Origin of the sequence: Propionimicrobium sp. PCR01-08-3 (genome assembly GCF_030286045.1) — a bacterium.
Classification (GTDB): Bacteria; Actinomycetota; Actinomycetes; order Propionibacteriales; family Propionibacteriaceae; genus Brooklawnia.
In genome coordinates this window covers 3,205,849-3,222,678 of the sequence record NZ_CP127390.1, presented here as the reverse complement: position 1 = coordinate 3,222,678, position 16,830 = coordinate 3,205,849, and the positions used below count along the sequence as shown (strand labels likewise).

The 16,830-nt window shown below is 65.8% G+C and carries 14 protein-coding genes; 5 read left to right on the top strand and 9 right to left on the bottom strand.

Annotated features, from left to right (window positions below; all coding sequences use genetic code 11):
• Window positions 1-51: 51 nt before the first annotated feature.
• The 9 genes from mnhG to QQ658_RS14890 all read right to left on the bottom strand — a co-directional run bounded on the left by mnhG (window position 52) and on the right by QQ658_RS14890 (window position 10,503).
• Window positions 52-411 (bottom strand): monovalent cation/H(+) antiporter subunit G, encoded by a 360-nt coding sequence (gene mnhG / locus QQ658_RS14930; protein ID WP_286025623.1) that lies wholly within the window; start codon window positions 409-411, stop codon window positions 52-54.
• Complete coding sequence (locus QQ658_RS14925; RefSeq protein ID WP_286025622.1) at window positions 408-839, bottom strand: MrpF/PhaF family protein; 432 nt, start codon at window positions 837-839, stop codon at window positions 408-410. Before QQ658_RS14925 ends, mnhG begins: the two co-directional genes overlap by 4 nt.
• Window positions 836-1,492, bottom strand: a complete 657-nt coding sequence (locus QQ658_RS14920; RefSeq protein ID WP_286025621.1) for a Na+/H+ antiporter subunit E — start codon at window positions 1,490-1,492, stop codon at window positions 836-838. The genes QQ658_RS14925 and QQ658_RS14920 overlap by 4 nt, the downstream gene beginning before the upstream one ends.
• Window positions 1,489-3,183: a Na+/H+ antiporter subunit D gene (locus QQ658_RS14915; protein WP_286025620.1), complete on the bottom strand. Its 1,695-nt coding sequence runs from the start codon at window positions 3,181-3,183 to the stop codon at window positions 1,489-1,491. The genes QQ658_RS14920 and QQ658_RS14915 overlap by 4 nt, the downstream gene beginning before the upstream one ends.
• Window positions 3,180-3,956, bottom strand: coding sequence for a Na(+)/H(+) antiporter subunit C (locus tag QQ658_RS14910; protein ID WP_286025619.1), 777 nt, complete (start codon window positions 3,954-3,956; stop codon window positions 3,180-3,182). Before QQ658_RS14910 ends, QQ658_RS14915 begins: the two co-directional genes overlap by 4 nt.
• Window positions 3,953-6,988, bottom strand: a complete 3,036-nt coding sequence (locus QQ658_RS14905) for a Na+/H+ antiporter subunit A (RefSeq protein WP_286025618.1) — start codon at window positions 6,986-6,988, stop codon at window positions 3,953-3,955. The genes QQ658_RS14910 and QQ658_RS14905 overlap by 4 nt, the downstream gene beginning before the upstream one ends.
• 483 nt (window positions 6,989-7,471) lie before the next feature.
• Window positions 7,472-8,953 carry a lysine--tRNA ligase gene (lysS, locus tag QQ658_RS14900; protein WP_286027133.1) on the bottom strand — a complete coding sequence of 494 codons (1,482 nt, stop codon included), beginning with the start codon at window positions 8,951-8,953 and terminating at the stop codon, window positions 7,472-7,474.
• An 80-nt stretch (window positions 8,954-9,033) separates the two neighbouring features.
• Window positions 9,034-9,378, bottom strand: coding sequence for a hypothetical protein (locus QQ658_RS14895; RefSeq protein WP_286025617.1), 345 nt, complete (start codon window positions 9,376-9,378; stop codon window positions 9,034-9,036).
• A gap of 225 nt (window positions 9,379-9,603) precedes the next feature.
• Window positions 9,604-10,503: a DUF4862 family protein gene (locus QQ658_RS14890; RefSeq protein WP_286025616.1), complete on the bottom strand. Its 900-nt coding sequence runs from the start codon at window positions 10,501-10,503 to the stop codon at window positions 9,604-9,606.
• A 155-nt stretch (window positions 10,504-10,658) separates the two neighbouring features.
• Here QQ658_RS14890 and QQ658_RS14885 point away from each other — a divergent pair, with 155 nt between their 5' ends.
• The 5 genes from QQ658_RS14885 to QQ658_RS14865 all read left to right on the top strand — a co-directional run bounded on the left by QQ658_RS14885 (window position 10,659) and on the right by QQ658_RS14865 (window position 16,827).
• Window positions 10,659-11,426: a TetR/AcrR family transcriptional regulator gene (locus QQ658_RS14885; RefSeq protein ID WP_286025615.1), complete on the top strand. Its 768-nt coding sequence runs from the start codon at window positions 10,659-10,661 to the stop codon at window positions 11,424-11,426.
• Between the two features lies 1 nt (window position 11,427).
• Window positions 11,428-13,161, top strand: a complete 1,734-nt coding sequence (locus QQ658_RS14880; RefSeq protein WP_286025614.1) for an ABC transporter ATP-binding protein — start codon at window positions 11,428-11,430, stop codon at window positions 13,159-13,161.
• 122 nt (window positions 13,162-13,283) lie between these two features.
• Window positions 13,284-15,266 carry an ABC transporter ATP-binding protein gene (locus QQ658_RS14875; protein WP_286027132.1) on the top strand — a complete coding sequence of 661 codons (1,983 nt, stop codon included), beginning with the start codon at window positions 13,284-13,286 and terminating at the stop codon, window positions 15,264-15,266.
• A gap of 140 nt (window positions 15,267-15,406) precedes the next feature.
• Entirely contained in the window at window positions 15,407-15,997 is a 591-nt protein-coding gene (locus QQ658_RS14870) for a hypothetical protein (RefSeq protein WP_286025613.1), read from the top strand.
• A 230-nt stretch (window positions 15,998-16,227) separates the two neighbouring features.
• Entirely contained in the window at window positions 16,228-16,827 is a 600-nt protein-coding gene (locus QQ658_RS14865) for a hypothetical protein (RefSeq protein WP_286025612.1), read from the top strand.
• Window positions 16,828-16,830: the final 3 nt, after the last annotated feature.

Sequence of the window (16,830 nt, the reverse complement as noted above, 5' to 3'; positions counted from 1 at the left end):
CGTAGCACGGACAGGAACCTGCCATCTGCCGGGGTCGGATCCGCGTCGGGATTACTTCTCGGCGTGCTCGCGGGCACGCTGTAGATCCTCGGCATATTCATCGTTGACGAGCTCTCCGCGACCGGTCTGGCCCAGCCGGTAGACCGATCGTCCGAGCATGTGGGCCGAGATCGGCGCCACGAAGAACTGCATCATCACCACCAGCACCAAGGTCACGGCGACGTGTAGTTGCTGCATCACGCAGGCCAGACCAGCGCACATCAGCACCAATCCGAGCACCTGCGGCTTGGTGGACGCGTGCATCCGCGCGAACAGCGAGGACAGCCGGAGCATACCGAGCGCCGTGATGAAAGTCAGCGCGACACCGGCAAGAATCAGTGCCACGCCGATCACCTGTAGCCAAACGATCATGGTGTCTCCTGTTCCCGGGCGGTCTGCGCAGGCATCTGCCCGGTGATCTCGGCCTCGTCATCTTCGTCCGCGTCACCGGACGCGTCGGGGTGCACCGGCGCATCTTCGTCGGCCAATTCGGGCTCGGCTTCCCCAGCCGCCTCCTCGGAGGTGAGAACCCGGCGCTGGCTGATCGACTCGGCGCGCGAGAACCGGGCGATCGTGGTCGTCCCGATGAAGCCGACCGAGGTCAGCACCACCAGCAACGGCAGCAGGTCGACGCGTCCGGTGAGAGCCATGATGACCACCACGACACCGACCGCGCATGCGGTGATGACATCCAGCGCCACGGCCCGGTCGAGGTTCGTCGGTCCCTTCTCCAGCCTGATCAGCACCATGCCCATGCTGACCACCAGCAGGGCGAAGCAGATCCACAAGATGGTGATCATGCGTCCCCCTCACTGCGGTCATGCGCGCGCTCCCAGAACTCGGCTTGCTCGGCCTCGCTGAGGCGTCCGGCCTTCATCGAGCCACCCGGCCGGAAACCGGCCAGCCCCAGCTCCTCATCGCTGGCCAGCGCCCGTAAGATCCGCTCCTCCTGCCGCAGCACCTGATGGTGAGCCCGCTCCAACCCTTCGGGGCTGTCGTCCACGTCGAAGATGTGGATGTACAAGGTGCCGGTCATCCGGTGCGCGTCGATCACGATCGATCCGGGCACCAGGGAGGTGAATCCCGCGGTGGCCGCGAGGAAACCGTCCGAGTGGGCGCGGGTGCGCACCCTGATGATCGCCTCCCGGGGCTTGCGTCCGGTGATCGTCACCCAGGCGATCTGGGTTGCGGCGATCACGATGTCTTTCGCGAACACCAGCACCAGTCTGGCAAGGGCAATCGGACGAATGGTGATGCGGCGGGCGGGCCCGCGCGGCACCGGGGCGGCGAGCAGCACAAGCGCCGCGAGCACGAGCCCGGCGACCAGGTTTGCCCAGCTGGGGTCGCCCCAGAGCATGATCCAGATCGCGGTCAGCAGGATCAGGCTGACCGGAGACACGCGCTGCCGCCATAGTTCGGCGACCCGTCCGATGCCATGTTTGCGCTCGCTCATCGCTCACCTGCCGACTGCGAAGGCTCCCCTACCGTTGGCGTGCCGGATACGGGGGCACTTGTCGGGCCATCGCTTGAAGCGTCCGCGGACGGTGCCGGGGTGGCGATCGGCGGCATCACGGCGGGGGTCTGCTCGCCGTCGGATTCGCCGTGGTCGTCGGATTCCTCGTGCGATTGTCCGGTGCCTCGTTCGGAGTCGGGCAGCACCGCCTGAATGTACGGCTCCTGCTCGCGCAGCTCGGTCGCGCTGCCCGCCGCGTACTGGTAGATCGGGCCGGCCAGCACCGCCAGCAGCACCGAAGCCGCCACCAGCAGCACCGTCGAAAAGGTCATCGTCCAGGCAACCGGACGCTTGGTGATCTCGTCTTCGGCGGGCTGCCAGAACGCCATGTTCCAGGCCCGCAGCAAAGCGTAAAGAGTCAGCAGCGAGGTGACCAGACCGCCGGCGATCAGCGTCCAATTCAGTGGGCTGCCCACCGCTGCGGACGCCTCGATCAGACCGATCTTGCCCAAGAAGCCCGACAGCGGCGGGATGCCCGCCAGGTTGAGCGCCGGGATCAGGTAGACGACCGCCAGGAAGGGCCACACCTTCAGCAGCGACCCGAGCTTGGCCAGCGAGGTCGTACCGCCCACCTGCTCCATCAGGCCGGAGACCAAGAACAGTGCGGTTTGGACGATGATGTGGTGCGCGGTGTAGAAGATCGCCGCGGAGAGACCGTCGATCGAGCCGATGCCCACTCCCCACAGCATGAAGCCGATATGAGAGACCAGAGTGAACGACAGCAGACGCTTGATGTCGTCCTGAGCGACCGCGCCGAGGATGCCGGTGATCATGGTGGCCAGCGCGATCACCATCAGGGCCTTGTTGAGGCCGGTGTCGGCGAAGATGGTGCTCTGGGTACGGATGATGGCGTAGATGCCGACCTTGGTCAAAAGCCCGGCGAAGACCGCGGTGACCGGTGCCGGAGCGGTCGGGTAGGAGTCGGGCAGCCAGGCCGACAGCGGGAAGACCGCCGCCTTGACGCCGAAGGCGACCAGCAGCATGACCTCGATCAGCTGGGCGGTGGCCGGGTCGATGCCGTCCATCCGGATGGCGATCTGCGCCATGTTGACCGTGCCGACCGCGCCGTAGACCATGGCCAGCGCGATCAAGAAGATCGACGAGCTGACCACCGAGACCACCACGTAGACGGTGCCCGAGCGAATCCGTTCCCGGCTGCCGCCGAGGGTGATCAGCACGAAACTGGCCACCAGCAAGATCTCGAAGCCGACATAGAGGTTGAACAGATCGCCGGTCAGGAACGCGTTCGAAACCCCGGCCGACAAGATGAGGAAGGTCGGCTGGAAGACCGCCACCGGGAGGCGGCGTCCTTCGGCGGGATCCTGGGTGAACGAGTAGATGAGCACGCAGATGGTCACGAAAACCGAGACCACCAGCATCATCGCCGACAGCCGGTCGGCCACCAAGGTGATGCCGACCGGCGCCGACCAGCCGCCCACGTCGAGGGTGAACGGTCCCTCGGCGGACAGGTAGGCGATGAAGAACGCATCGAGTTGGACGATGCACAGCGCGACCAGCGAGACGACGCGCTGAGCGGTGGCCCGGCGGCCCAACAGCAGCGCGATCGCCGCGGCCGCGAACGGAACGAGCACCGGGATGCCGAGCACCCACGACCATTCGGAGGCGATCATTGGTCATCGCCCCCGTTGCTGGGGTTGGGCGAGTCGTCGCCCTCGCGTGCGGCAGGGCCAGTGGGCCTGGTCGACCGATCTGTTGACTCGGTGGATTCGTCGTCCTTGGATGCAGCGGAATCACTGAGCTGTCCCGTCAGGCGATCCGCCGATTCAGCCGAAGTCGAGGCCTGTGATGGTGCAGCTGTGCCGGACGCCGGAGCGCCCGGTGCCGATGTCGTCCGCTTTTCGGCCGCCTCTGCCTTTGACCGGATGACCGACGGGGCCGCCTTGGGTGTGGCGTCGGGTGAGCGCAGGTCGTGTTGTATCGCGGCCGGGATGTCCTCGGTCTCGTCGAAGATGCTGGCGGCCTGCTCGTCGAGGCTGGCGCCCGAGTCGTCGGTGACCCGCTCGGCAACGGCGTCGCGAGCCGCGGCGAGAGCGATCCGGCGGTCCTCGCGGTCGTCCTGAACCTCGTCGTGACCATTGAGCTGCCAACTGCGGTAGGCCATGGCAAGCATGAACGCGGTCAGCGCGAGCCCGATGACGATAGCGGTCAGCACCATCGCCTGCGGCAGCGGATCGGCCATCTCGGAAACCTCGGACTGCCCGATGATCGGCGGCGCGCCCGCCCGTCCACCGGCCATCAGCACCAGCACATTGACGCCGTAGGTGATCAGCGAGATGCCGATCACGATGCGGCTCAGCGAACGTTCCAGGACGAGCACCACCCCGGTGCCGACCAGCACGCCGACCAGCAGAAGCAACGCCAATGAGGGCGCCATGTCGATCATGGTGTCACCTCGCTACCTTGTTTCGCTGCCGCCCGCAGGTCGGCTCCCACATCTATCTCCTCATCGGCCTCGCTGACCGGAGCGTCATGCGGCACCTCGGGCGCTTCCTCGCCTTCGGCCTCGGCCTGCCGGTCGATCTCGCCGCCGAGCGAGTTCAAGATGTCGAGCACCAGGCCGATGACGATCAGGTACACGCCGATGTCGAAGAACAGAGCGGTCGCCAGGTGTACCTCGCCGAAGATCGGCAGCCCGAAATCGAAGACGGTGGTCTGCAGGATCGTCCCGCCGAACAGCACCGGCGTCAGTGCCGCCGTGGTGGCCAATGTCATGCCCAAACCGAGCAACACACCGGGACGAACCTTCGCGGCCAACGCGAGGTCGAATCGTCCGCCGGCAAGGTAGCGGATCACCAAGGCGATGCCGGCGAGCACACCGCCGGCGAAGCCGCCGCCGGGATTGTTGTGCCCGGAGAACAGCAGGAACAGCGAGAAGATCAGCAACGGATGGAAAACCAGCCGGGCACCGATCTCGAAGACCAGCGAGCGGCGCACCGGGGCGAGGGTGGCAACCCCGGGCAGCCAGGTGCGTCCGCGGCGCTGCCAATTGGGCTGATCGGGGGTGGGCGGCTGGTCGAACTTGGAGACCAGCAGCTCGGCCTGGGCGGCGCGCGGAGTGTGGCGTCCCCACACTTGCTGCTTTTTCACGGCGGACCGCAAGACGGTGTGCAGCTCAACGGGGCGATGCCGTTCCCGGACGAAGATCAGGGACGCCACGCCGGTTGCCGCCGCCAGCAGCACCGAGATCTCGCCCAGGGTGTCCCAGGCCCTGGTGTCGACCAGAGTGACGTTGACGATGTTGCGTCCGTAGCCGAAGGCGAACACCTCTTCGGGGTAGTGCACGGTGACCGGCGGGTGGATTCTGGCGGAGACCGCCACCCAGCCGAGCAGCGCCACCGCGGCACCGACCACCGCGCCCACGATGATCCGCCTAACATGATCGGAAGCGTGCGGCCGGTTGGAGAAATACGGTGGCAGCCGCCGCAGCACCAGCACCATCACGACCAGCGTGACGGTCTCCACCAGCGCCTGGGTGAGCGCCAGATCGGGGGCGCCCTGCAGCGCGAACAGCAGCGAGGTCGCGTATCCGATGAACGCGGTCAGCAGCACCGCCTTCATCCGCCGCCTCGACCGGACGACCAGCACTGCAGCCACGCAGGCCAGCAGCACGATTCCCGCCTGGATGGGGCTGTCCCACGACCTTGGGGCGACCAGGCCGGGAACCTTGCCGATGGCGACCAGCAAGGCTCCGGCACCGACCATGGTCAGCAGGATCACGGTCAGATAGTTCGGCAGCGAACCGGACTGGATGGCTGCGGTGAAGTCAGCGGAGAAATTGTTGAGCCCGATCGTGATCTTCCGGTAGCCCCGATCGGCGGCCGGAATGCTGAATCTCGCCTGGAAATGATTGACCGGGGTGCGGAAGACGAACAGGGCGATGCCGCCGACGATCACCATGCCGGTCGCGGCCAGCGGCCAGCCGAACCCGCCCCACAAGGTCAGATGACCATCCTCGCCGGGGAAGGAGGCCGCATAGGGGCCGAGCAGGTATTCCATCAGACCGGGCATCAGACCGGTCGCGAGGCTCGCCAAGGCGAGCAGCCCGATCGGGACGCCCAGCCGGGCGTCCAACCGATGTTTCTGGGCCTGCTCGACACCCGGCTTGGTGGCGAGAGCACCCCAGCCGAAACGCAGCGAATAGCCGAAGGTGAAGATCGATCCGATCACGATCACGACGAAGATCAGCCACTGGCCTTCGTGGCTGAGCGCCTCGAGTGCTGCCTCTTTGCCGACATAGCCGAGCATCGGTGGCAGGCCCGCCATCGACGCCAGCGCGATGATCGTGGCCACCGCGAAACCCGGCATCGCCCGCGCGATGCCGGAGAGTTCGCGCAGGTCGCGGGTGCCGAACTCGTGGTCGATCGCGCCGACCGCCAAGAACAGGCAGGCCTTGAACATGGCGTGCGCGACCAGCATCGCCAGCCCGGCCAGCGCGATGGCGCGTTCACCAAAGCCGACCAGCACCATGATCAGGCCGAGCTGGGAGACAGTGCCGAAGGCGAGCAGCAGCTTGAGATCGTTTTGGCGAAGCGCCCGGTAGCCACCGATGATCATGGTCGCCAGCCCGGCTGCCACGATGATCGGACGCCATACCTCGACGCTTGCGAACCCCGGCGCGAGTCTGGCCACCAGGTAGACGCCCGCCTTGACCATGGCGGCGGCGTGCAGGTAGCCCGAGACCGGGGTGGGCGCGGCCATCGCCGCGGGCAGCCAGAAGTGGAAGGGGATCTGTGCCGATTTGGTCAAGGCGCCGAGCAGGATGAGCACGGTCGCCGTCCAGACGATGGCCTGGTGCGCCGCGCCCTGCCCGAGCGTGCCGGCGAGCGCTGACTGCACCAATGCGGAGAGCTGGAACGAGCCGCCCGGCAGCGTCCCGAGCATGATCAACCCGCCGAGCATCGCCAGCCCGCCGAAGCCGGTGACGATGATGGCCTGCATGGCGGCCATCCGGGAGGGCTGGCGGTCGTGGTAGTGGCCGATCAGCAAGAAGCTGAAGACCGTCGTCAGCTCCCAAAAAAGGTAGAGGATCAGCGTGTTATCCGTTGTGACAAGGCCGAACATCGCCCCCGCGAAAGCCACGAAGACGCCACCGAACCTGCCGAGGTGGCCGGCGGCGGTGCCGAAATATCCCCAGCAGTAGATCAGGATCAGGGTGCCGACGCCGCCGACGATCAACGTCATCAGCCAGCTGAGCACGTCCATCCGGAAGGCGAACTCGAGGCCCAGCGACGGCACCCAACTGACGTTCTGCAGCGGGAATTCGCCCGCGAAGACGGCGCCGGTTTGGCTGAGGGCCCAGATGGTGGTCGCCGCCGGGACGAGTGCCAGCAGACCGAACGACCGGCGTCCGAGGCCAGAGAACAGGGCCGGAGCGAGCACAGCTGCCACAGCAAAGGTGCACAGCAGCTGTATCAAAAGGCCCTCCACAAGCTCAGCGGGTCGTCAAATTTCAGGGGTAGTCGGTGCGGCGCACCGGCGATCCCGCGCAGAATTGGTGGCGCCGGCCCAGCACCCGAAGGCTGGCGGATGCTCGACCTCCGCCAACAAACCTCGGCAGCGCGAGCAGGCTCGACTGCGATCGGTCATCTTCGGGGATCGCTTTCGAGCCTAACAGGACGCCCAACTTGCTGCCTCCGATCCGGGCTTTTGTAGCCCGCCCGTCATGCGAGCGTTGACGGGGTCGCCGGCCGTCCGGGTTGCCATCGCTCGCCGGGGCCCGACGAAGATCGAGCGGAGACAAGCGAGCTTGTTCTCCCGAGGTCAAGGAAGGGCTGAGGCGCGAATGCACCGGTCGAGAAAAGATAGGCTCGCTTCCCGGCAACCCGGTCGTTCGGCTCAGGACTTGGCTGCAGGACCATTCACCAACACAACCCTCGGGTACCCTGCCCAGGGCCACGATCAGCCCTGGGGACGCAGCAGCGGGAAGAGGATCGTCTCGCGGATGCCGGCGTCGGTGAACAGCATGATCAACCGGTCGATACCCATGCCCATGCCACCCATCGGCGGGGCACCCTGCTCCAGAGCAGCGAGAAAGTCCTCGTCCAATTGCATGGCCTCGGGGTCGCCCGCGGCCGCGGCCAACGACTGGGCGGTCAGGATCTCGCGCTGGATGATCGGATCGATCAGCTCGTTGAAGCCGGTTGCCCGCTCCACACCGCCGATGATCAGATCCCACGCCTCGATCAGGCCGGGCTTCGAGCGATGCCGGCGGGCCAGCGGCTGCGCCACCTCGGGGAACTCGCAGACGAAGGTCGGATTGATCAGTCCAGGCTCGACCAGGTGCTCATAAAGCTCCATGGCGAGCTTGCCGTTCTCCCACGCCGGGTCGTATTCGACCTCGTGCGCATCCGCCACTTTGTGCAGGTGCTCGACCGGCGTGGTGACCGTGATCTCTTCCCCGATGGCCTCACTTACCGACCCATAGATGGTGATCCACTGCCACTCGCCATCCAGGTCGATCACCCGGCCGTCCCCGCGGGTGATCTGATGCTTGCCCGCCACATCGGCGGCATTCATGATCATCTTCTTGGTGAGCGCGGCGATCGTCTTGTCGTCGCCCCACGACTGGTACGCCTCCAGCATGGTGAACTCGGCCGAGTGCGTCGAGTCGATGCCCTCGTTGCGGAAGATGCGTCCGATCTCGTAGACCGATTCGGTGCCGCCGACCATCGCGCGCTTGAGATAGAGCTCCAGCGCGATGCGTAGGGTCATGTCGATGTCGAAGGCGTTCAGGTGGGTCTTGAACGGACGCGCGGCCGCCCCGCCGTGGATCAGCTGCAGCGTCGGGGTCTCGACCTCGAGAAAGCCATCGCTGTCAAGAGTCTCGCGGATGCTCCGGGTGATCGCCGAACGCAGCCGCACCATCTCGCGCGCCTCGGGGCGGGCGATCAGGTCCGCGTAACGCCGGCGCACCCGAGATTCTTCGGACAGCTCCTTGTGAAGTGCCGGTAGCGGACGCAGCGCCTTGCTGGCGATCTTCCATTCGCTGGCCATCACCGACAGTTCGCCGCGCTTGGACGAGATCACCCGGCCGCGCACCCAGATGAAATCGCCCAGGTCGACGTCGGCCTTCCAATCGGTCAACGCCTGCTCGCCGACCTCGGCCAGCGAGATCATCACCTGCAGCCGCTCACCGTTGGAGTCCTGGTTGAAACCGTCCTGAAGCGTGGCGAAGCACAGTTTTCCCTTGTTGCGCAGGAAGACGATGCGTCCACCGATCTCGACCACATCCTGGGTTTCTTCCCCGGGCTCGAGATCGGGCCACCCGGCGCGCACCTGGGAAAGCGAGTGGGTGCGGTGCATATCGACGGGATAGGGTTCGCGATCAGTGCCGAGCATCCGGGCCCGCTTCTCGCGGCGCACCTGCTGCTGTTCGGAGATCTCCGCCTGCTCGGCGAGATCGATGTCTGTGCTGGCTTCGGCTGACTGGTCACTCACCCGGGTGATTCTAGCCGGGCCGTTCAGTCGCTGCGGTGCGCGTCCTGCGGACCGCGTCCGAGTTCGGGGACCCAGCCGGTCAGCCGATCGTCGATCCAGTGCGCCGTGCCTTGCTGGCCGCGGGTCAGGACCTCCGCTTGGCTGGGCGTGGCCATCAGCTCGCGTTGATGACCATCAGGAAACTGCACCTTGACCCAGTGCTGATTACCGGATTGGCCGGCGATCTCGCGCACCGAGACTATCTGGGCGCGAGACGACAAGACGCCGGCCGGCAGGTTCTTATTGCGGGAACCGACCAGCCACGCGACCGCGGCCAGCACCCCAAACCCCATGACCATGGCGACCATGACTATGAACATGACGGCCATCGTCTGCTCCCTTCCTCTTCTCGCTGACGGGTTCCCGCGCCCGAAATCGAACGACGCGCCAGGTATCTCGGGCGCGGGAGCAGATTTCGGGCGCATCTGAATCGTTGCCGCCGGGGCGGCTCCGCGCAGCCGAGGCCGCTCAGGTAAGCGAACCCCGGGTGGCCGGGCCCCGGGCAAGCCCGGCGGCTCGGCCCGCAGCACCCACCGGCGACCCAGGCCCGAACCTCAGGCGTTTGCCAGGATCAGCGCCGCGTTCTCGTCCAGCGCCGCGAGCTTCTGATCGCCGGGCATATCGACCGGACGCAACGCCACCTTCAGGCCGTAGGTCACGTCACCGGCGGCAGCGATCGTGGCTTTCACCTCGGCCGCACCGAGCAGCGAGCCCTCGGGAGCGGCCGCCGTGCCGACCAGCGGCAGATGCTGATCGGCCCATGGCCCGCCCCAGGGGCTCTCGATGCCGGCGCAGCTGGAGAAGCCGATATGGCGCAGCCACCCGGATGCGGCCGCGGTCTTGACATGCTCGAGCGGCAGAGCGGCGCCGCGTCCCTCAATCGCGCTGCGCGCCCAGTTGAGCACCAGGCCCCAAGCGATCTGCGGGGCCTCTTGGGAGACCTTCTCGAGAACCGCGATCTCCTCGTCCAGTTTCAGGTAGCCCTTCTGCGGCTCCTGACCCTCGATAAAGGCATCGCAGTGCTCCACCCACAGCTGCACGCCACCCCAGTCGAGACCGGCCAATTCGAGCAGCGACTCGGCGAACTTGGCAGCGTCCGCCTTGCCCTTGGGTGCCGAATGCAGCTGAACGGCCTTGATCGGATGCCCCTCGGCCACCAGCTCCGCGACGGCGGCTGCCTCACCGCGGGCCCATTCGAGGGCGCGCTGGCGTCCGGCCTCATCGGGCGAAGCGAGACCGAAATCGGGATCGGACGCGTTGTGGCCGGTGGTGCCGGGCACGCCGCTGACGATCGCCGGCAGGTCCGCCGGAGCACCCTGAGGCCAATCGAGCGAATCGGCATATCCCAGTTCCAGGCCACCGACCCAGTCGCGCTCGGTCAGCCCCGAGACAAAAGCCTCGCGCTCGGCCTCATCGGCCGGCCAGGTGTTATATGCGGACGAGAACAACTTCATGTGAGACTCCTCGATCTACGGTGACGCGTATTAGGCACAAGTCTGGCACGAACGCTCCGGGCCGCCGACAACCGTGTTGCCGTCCGACCCGGGCGGATTCTTGTGAGTGAGCGCTCACTCAGTTACAGTTGGACGCCGTGCGCAGAGCTCAACCCATGTCTCCCGACGAACGCCGGCAAGCAATCATCGAGGCTACCCGGCCTCTGCTGGTAGCTGGCGGCGGGCAGTTCACCATCAAAGAAGTCGCCGAAGCCGCCGGCATCGCCGAGGGCACGATCTTCCGTGTCTTCGACTCGAAGCAGGACATCATCCATGCAGTGGTTGCCGACGTGCTCGACACCGAGTCGCTTCGCCACAAGATCGCGGCGCTCCCGGACGAACCGGACTTCACGACTCATCTGGCGGCGTTGATCTCCCTGTTGACCGCCGACACCGATGTGACCCATGCCGCCTTCACGGCGGCCCGACTCGCCAACTGCGAGGCAAGCCCGGGGCTGGCGCCGCCGGCGTCCACCCCTATCCCGGCGGTTGACGGCACCTCGGCAACCGCCGACGTTCCGGCGCAGACACAGACTGAAACGCCCACGCGCACCTCTGCTTCAACCCCCACCCAAGCGTCCACGGGGAATCCGGAAACTGTCCACAACCCGAGCACCGGCCGGCACCACCAGGAGTGCCCGCCTCCCCCGGGCCACGGGCACGGCGAGATGAGCGGCTTCCAGCAGCGCACCATCGAGGTACGAGCGGCTATCATCGCGTCCCTGGAGCCCTGGCGATCCCAGCTGAGGCTGTCGATCGAACAATGCGCCTTCCTCATCCAAAGCGCCGCCTTCAGCGCGCTGCATTTCGTCTTCGACGACACACTGCTATCCGATCCAGCACTGCTGGCCGACACTCTCGCGCACGGCATCTATAAGGACTGACATGCTTTTCAAACTCATCGGCCGATACATCCGGCCTTACCGCAAGCAGATCCTCGCGGTACTGATTCTTCAGCTGGTGGCCGCCATCGCGTCCCTACTGCTGCCCAGCCTCAACGCGCAGATCATCGATGACGGCGTCGCCAAGGGCGACACCGGCTTTATCGTCAGCCACGGCGGAATCATGCTGAGCGTCGCCGCCGTCCAGGCCATCTGCCAGGTGGCCGCCGTCTACTTCGCGGCGCGCACGTCCATGGCATTCGGACGCGACATTCGCGCCGGTGTCTTCGATCGCACCTTGTCGTTCAGCATCCGCGAGGTGAACAAGTTCGGCGCACCGTCGCTGATCACCCGCAGCACCAACGACGTCCAGCAGGTGCAGATGCTCGTGTTGATGACCTGCGCATTCATGGTCTCGGCACCCATCACGATGATCGGTGGCATCATCATGGCGCTTCGCGAAGACCTCGGGCTGAGCTGGCTGATCGTGGTTGCGGTCATTCTGCTGGGTTCGGTGGTCGGGTTCATCGTGAGCCGGATGACTCCGTTGTTCCAGAGCAACCAGCGCAGGATCGACAAGCTCAACGAGGTCGTCCGCGAGCAGATCGGCGGCATCCGGGTGATCCGCGCCTTCAACCGCGAGCCGCTCGAACGCGAACGGTTCCGCGGCGCCAACGATCAGCTGATGCGCTTGGGATACGCCATCGGCGGCCTGTTCGCGGTGCTCTTCCCCTTCGTCATGCTGGTGATGAACCTGGGCAGCGTCTCGGTGATGTGGTTCGGTGGGCTGCGTATCGACGCAGGTCAGATGCAGGTCGGGTCGCTGACCGCCTTCCTGCAATACCTCATGCAGATCCTGATGAGCGTGATGATGGCGACCATGATGGCTATGATGGCGCCGCGCGCGGTCGTCTGTGCGGAACGCATCATGGAGGTGCTCAACACGGAATCCACCGTCGTGCCGCCTGCCAATCCTGTCACCGAGCTTCCGGAGTCGGGCACGGTGCGCTTCGAGGACGTCGAGTTCTGCTATCCGGGCGCCGATTCACCGGTCCTGTCGGACATCAACTTCGAGTTGCGTCCGGGCCAGACCACCGCGGTGGTGGGTTCGACCGGTTCGGGCAAGTCGACCCTGATCAACCTCATCCCGAGACTGTTCGACACGACGGGCGGACGCGTGCTGCTCGACGGGGTCGACGTGCGCGACATCGATCCCGATGTGCTGTGGTCGAGGATCGGTTTGGTGCCCCAAAAGCCCTACCTGTTCAGCGGCACCATTGCGTCCAATATGCGTTATGGACGCCCGGACGCCTCCGACCAGCAGATCTGGGAGGCCATCACCACGGCTCAGGCGGCCGACTTCGTGAGCGAGATGGACGGCCAGATCGACGCCGAGATCGCCCAGGGCGGCACCAACGTTTCAGGCGGGCAGCGGCAACGGCTGTCGATAGCCCGGGCGCTGGTCAAGCACCCCGAGATCTATGTCTTCGACGACGCGTTCAGCGCGTTGGATGTGGCCACCGATGCCAGGCTTCGCGCGGCGCTGGCCGCCCAGACCAAGAACGCGGCTGTGCTGATCGTCGCGCAGCGCATCTCGACGGTGCGAGGTGCCGATCAGATCATCGTGCTCGACGCCGGACGAATCACCGGCATCGGCACCCATTCAGAATTGCTCGACAGCTGCCAGACCTATCGGGAGATCGTCGAGTCTCAGCTCAGCATTGAGGAGGCGGCGTGAGCGCCACCGACAACCCGGGCGCCGCGAATCGTAGGCGTCCCGAAGACAAACCCGATCTAGCAGAACCGGCGTTGGCCGCCGAAAACACCACCGGCGCCCAGGCCACGAGCACCAAGGACCAGATGAGCACGCAAGCGGACGCGCCAAAGGCAACGCCGGCAAGGGCGAACAAGCGTCCCAAGAATGTTCCGCAGCATGGCCACGGACCCGGAGCCGGTGCCGCCCCGACCGAGAAAGCGGTCAATTTCGGACCGTCGCTGAAGCGCCTGCTGGGCTTCATGAAACCCGAACGGTCACGCTTCATCGTGGTGGTGGCCATGGGCGTGCTGTCGGTGATCGGCTCCGTGGTGGGCCCGAAGATCTTGGGCAAGGCAACCGACGTGCTGTTCACCGGCGTGATCAGCAAGCAGCTGCCGGCCGGCGTCACCCAGCAGCAGGTCATCGACATGCTGCGCGCGGGTGGCCAGGATCAGCTTGCCGACATGATCTCGGGCATGACCCTCACCCCTGGCCAGGGCATCGACTTCACCTCGCTCGGGCATTGGCTGATCCTCGCGCTCGGCCTCTATTTGGTCGCGGCCGCGCTCAGCTTCCTGCAGAACTACCTGCTGAACCGCGCCGTGCAGCGCACCGTGTTCCGGATGCGCGACCGGATGCGCGCCAAGCTCGACCGGCTGCCGCTGCGCTACTTCGACTCCCAGCCGCACGGCGAGCTGCTGAGCCGGATGACCAACGACATGGACAACGTGCAGCAAACCCTGCAGCAGACCCTGGGCCAGTTGCTCAACTCGATCCTGATGCTGATCGGCGTGACGATCATGATGCTGACAGTAAGTCCGTTGCTGACCCTCATCACGGTTCTGATTATCCCGTTGGCGGCCGTGGTGTCCGCATTCATCGGCAAAAAGGCACAGGTGCAGTTCGTCCGCACCTGGGACACCACCGGTGAACTGAACGGCCAGGTCGAGGAGGCCTACACCGGTCATTCGCTGGTGAAGGTCTTCGGACGCCAGCGCGAGGTCGAGCACGTCTTCGATCAGACCAACGAGAAGCTGTTCAATGCCTCGTTCAAGGCGCAGTTCATCTCGGGCATCATCATGCCGGTCAATTTCTTCATCGGGAACCTGAACTATGTGGCCATCGCGGTGGTCGGAGGTCTTCGGGTGGCGAGCGGCCAGATGCCGCTCGGCAACGTGCAGGCATTCATCCAGTACTCGCGCATGTTCACCCAGCCGATGACCCAGATCGCGTCGATGGCCAACCTGCTGCAATCGGGCGTCGCCTCGGCAGAGCGCATCTTCGAGGTGCTGGACGCCGAAGAGATGACCTATGAGCAGACCGGCAAGCTGCCCGCACCGATCCGGGGCGAGGTCGAGTTCCACGATGTCGACTTCTCGTACACGCCCGACCGCCCGCTGATCACCGGGCTAAATATGAAGGCACTGCCCGGCCGGACGGTCGCGATCGTCGGGCCCACCGGCGCAGGCAAAACGACGCTGGTGAACCTGCTGGAACGCTTCTACGACATCAACGGCGGCGCGATCACCATCGACGGCACCGACATCGGGTCGGTCTCGCGTTCGGCGCTGCGCGAGCCGCTGGGCATGGTGCTGCAAGACACCTGGTTGTTCGGCGGCACGATCCGAGACAACATCGCCTACGGCCTGCCGGGCGCCACCGATGAGCAGATCATCGCCGCCGCCGAGGCCGCGCACGTCGACGAGTTCGTGCATCGGCTGCCCGCCGGTTACGACACCGTGATCAACGACGAGGGGACGAACGTCTCCGCGGGCGAGAAGCAGCTGATCACCATCGCCCGGGCGTTCATCAAGCAGCCCGAGGTGCTGATCTTGGACGAGGCGACCTCCTCGGTCGATACCCGCACCGAGTTGCTCGTCCAGCAGGCGATGGCCAAACTGCGCTCGGGACGCACCAGTTTCGTGATCGCGCACCGGCTGTCGACCATCCGGGACGCCGACCTGATCCTGGTGATGAACCAGGGCGCGATCGTCGAGCAGGGCAACCACGACGAGCTGATCGCCGCCAAGGGCGCCTACTACGACCTCTACCAGTCGCAGTTCGCCGCGGCCATCGAGGAAGGGTAGGTCTGTGACCCGCACGCGAGCAGCGGATGTCCTGGCGCGAGGTGGGTGAAGCGATCGGCACCAGCGGTGAAGCCGCCCGCCAACGCTACAGCGCCGCCTGACCCTGACCGGCGCTCCCCACGACTGGCAGTATGGACGGCGTGGACTCACAGATCTTGATGGCGGAGCGTCAGTATTCCGCGCAACGCCGGCGCAAGGGTACGACGGGCTACTGGGGCTTGATCGCGGGGATTGCCATCGTCCCGGGCCTCGTGATGCTCGTCGTATTCCCCCCGATGGGCCTGCTCTACCTGCCCATCGTCGGCGTCGCCGCCGTGCTGGGGATCGGCGTCGCCGCGGTGATCAACAAGACCAGCACGGCTCAGCAGGCGGGTGCCGCCTCGTCCGGCCCCGTTTCGTTCGGGCAGGTCTACACCATGGCTCCGCCGGCTCAGGTCTGGCCGGCACTGCAACAGGCGGCCGCCACCCAGGGCCTGTTCGGAGGGATGATCGGCCCCACCACCATGCAGGTCAACCGTGCCATGGGTGTCGTGACGCCGAGTTCCAAGGTGCTGATCGACGTGAGGCCGTCGTACGATCGTCCGGGCATGGGCGTCGTGAGCATCCTCGCTGAGCCGACCCTGCCGGTGGCCTCGGTCGACTATGGACGCCACCAGGGCATGGTCAACGCGCTGTTGTTCGCGGTGCCACAGGCCGGTCCGGCGATCGGTCCTGGCTTCACCACGTACTGAGCCCGAACCCGCCCAGCCTCCCGATCTCGGTGAAGTCGGCGCCGTTCTGTGTGTCTGCGCCGTTGCCGTACGACGACGGTTCGTGAACTGCCCGGCACCGGCGTCCGAGCCCAACCCGGGGTGAGCGATTCTGACTGCGGTACGCGTCGGACGCCGGCTCGGCAGCAACCCGGCACATGGTTGCCAATGACCCCGGGAATCCTGGCGAACGGACGGTAATCTGGCTGATCGTGGAACCTGAAGTCCTGCGCGACGCCGACATCTTGGCCGATGAGCGCCGCCGCAACCGTAAATACAGCCGCGTCTACCGGATCATCACCGCGGTTTTGCTGCTGGCGGCAGGCATCGGGCTGGTCTACGCGGGATTCCAATCCAGTACCCGTTCGGGCTGGATCGTGCTGATCGGGCTGGTCGCCGTGATCGGCGTCGTCTGCTTCATGGTCTGGAAGATGGACCGCAAGCGGCCCGAAGATCTCGTCACCACCGGCCCGTGGTCGTGGGGCCAGGTGTATTCCGGCTCGCAGACCAGGGAGATCTGGAACTCGATGTCTCCCATCCTGATGCGTTACGGCATGGGCATCACCCGCATCACCCCCACCACCGCAATGCTCGACCGCAAGGGCAGCTTCTTGTATCGCAAAGGAATTCACCTGGTCGACGTGCGCGATTCGATCGAACATCCTGGGTGGTTCGTGGTGACCGTGCAGTCGGCGCCCGATCTGCCCACCAGCCTTACCGACCTGGGACGGGGACACGGCATCAACACCGAGCTGTTGAGCGGGATTCCCGGCTATCGTAAGCCGGACGACGCTGATCTGATGGTCGGCTGAAGC

Bases quoted from the DNA above. Each gene is read 5' to 3' on its own strand.
- mnhG (WP_286025623.1), bottom strand. From the start codon at position 411: ATGATCGTTTGGCTACAGGTGATCGGCGTGGCACTGATTCTTGCCGGT.
- QQ658_RS14925 (WP_286025622.1), bottom strand. From the start codon at position 839: ATGATCACCATCTTGTGGATCTGCTTCGCCCTGCTGGTGGTCAGCATG.
- QQ658_RS14920 (WP_286025621.1), bottom strand. From the start codon at position 1,492: ATGAGCGAGCGCAAACATGGCATCGGACGGGTCGCCGAACTATGGCGG.
- QQ658_RS14915 (WP_286025620.1), bottom strand. From the start codon at position 3,183: ATGATCGCCTCCGAATGGTCGTGGGTGCTCGGCATCCCGGTGCTCGTT.
- QQ658_RS14910 (WP_286025619.1), bottom strand. From the start codon at position 3,956: ATGATCGACATGGCGCCCTCATTGGCGTTGCTTCTGCTGGTCGGCGTG.
- QQ658_RS14895 (WP_286025617.1), bottom strand. From the start codon at position 9,378: ATGGCCGTCATGTTCATAGTCATGGTCGCCATGGTCATGGGGTTTGGG.
- QQ658_RS14890 (WP_286025616.1), bottom strand. From the start codon at position 10,503: ATGAAGTTGTTCTCGTCCGCATATAACACCTGGCCGGCCGATGAGGCC.
- QQ658_RS14885 (WP_286025615.1), top strand. From the start codon at position 10,659: ATGTCTCCCGACGAACGCCGGCAAGCAATCATCGAGGCTACCCGGCCT.
- QQ658_RS14880 (WP_286025614.1), top strand. From the start codon at position 11,428: ATGCTTTTCAAACTCATCGGCCGATACATCCGGCCTTACCGCAAGCAG.
- QQ658_RS14875 (WP_286027132.1), top strand. From the start codon at position 13,284: ATGAGCACGCAAGCGGACGCGCCAAAGGCAACGCCGGCAAGGGCGAAC.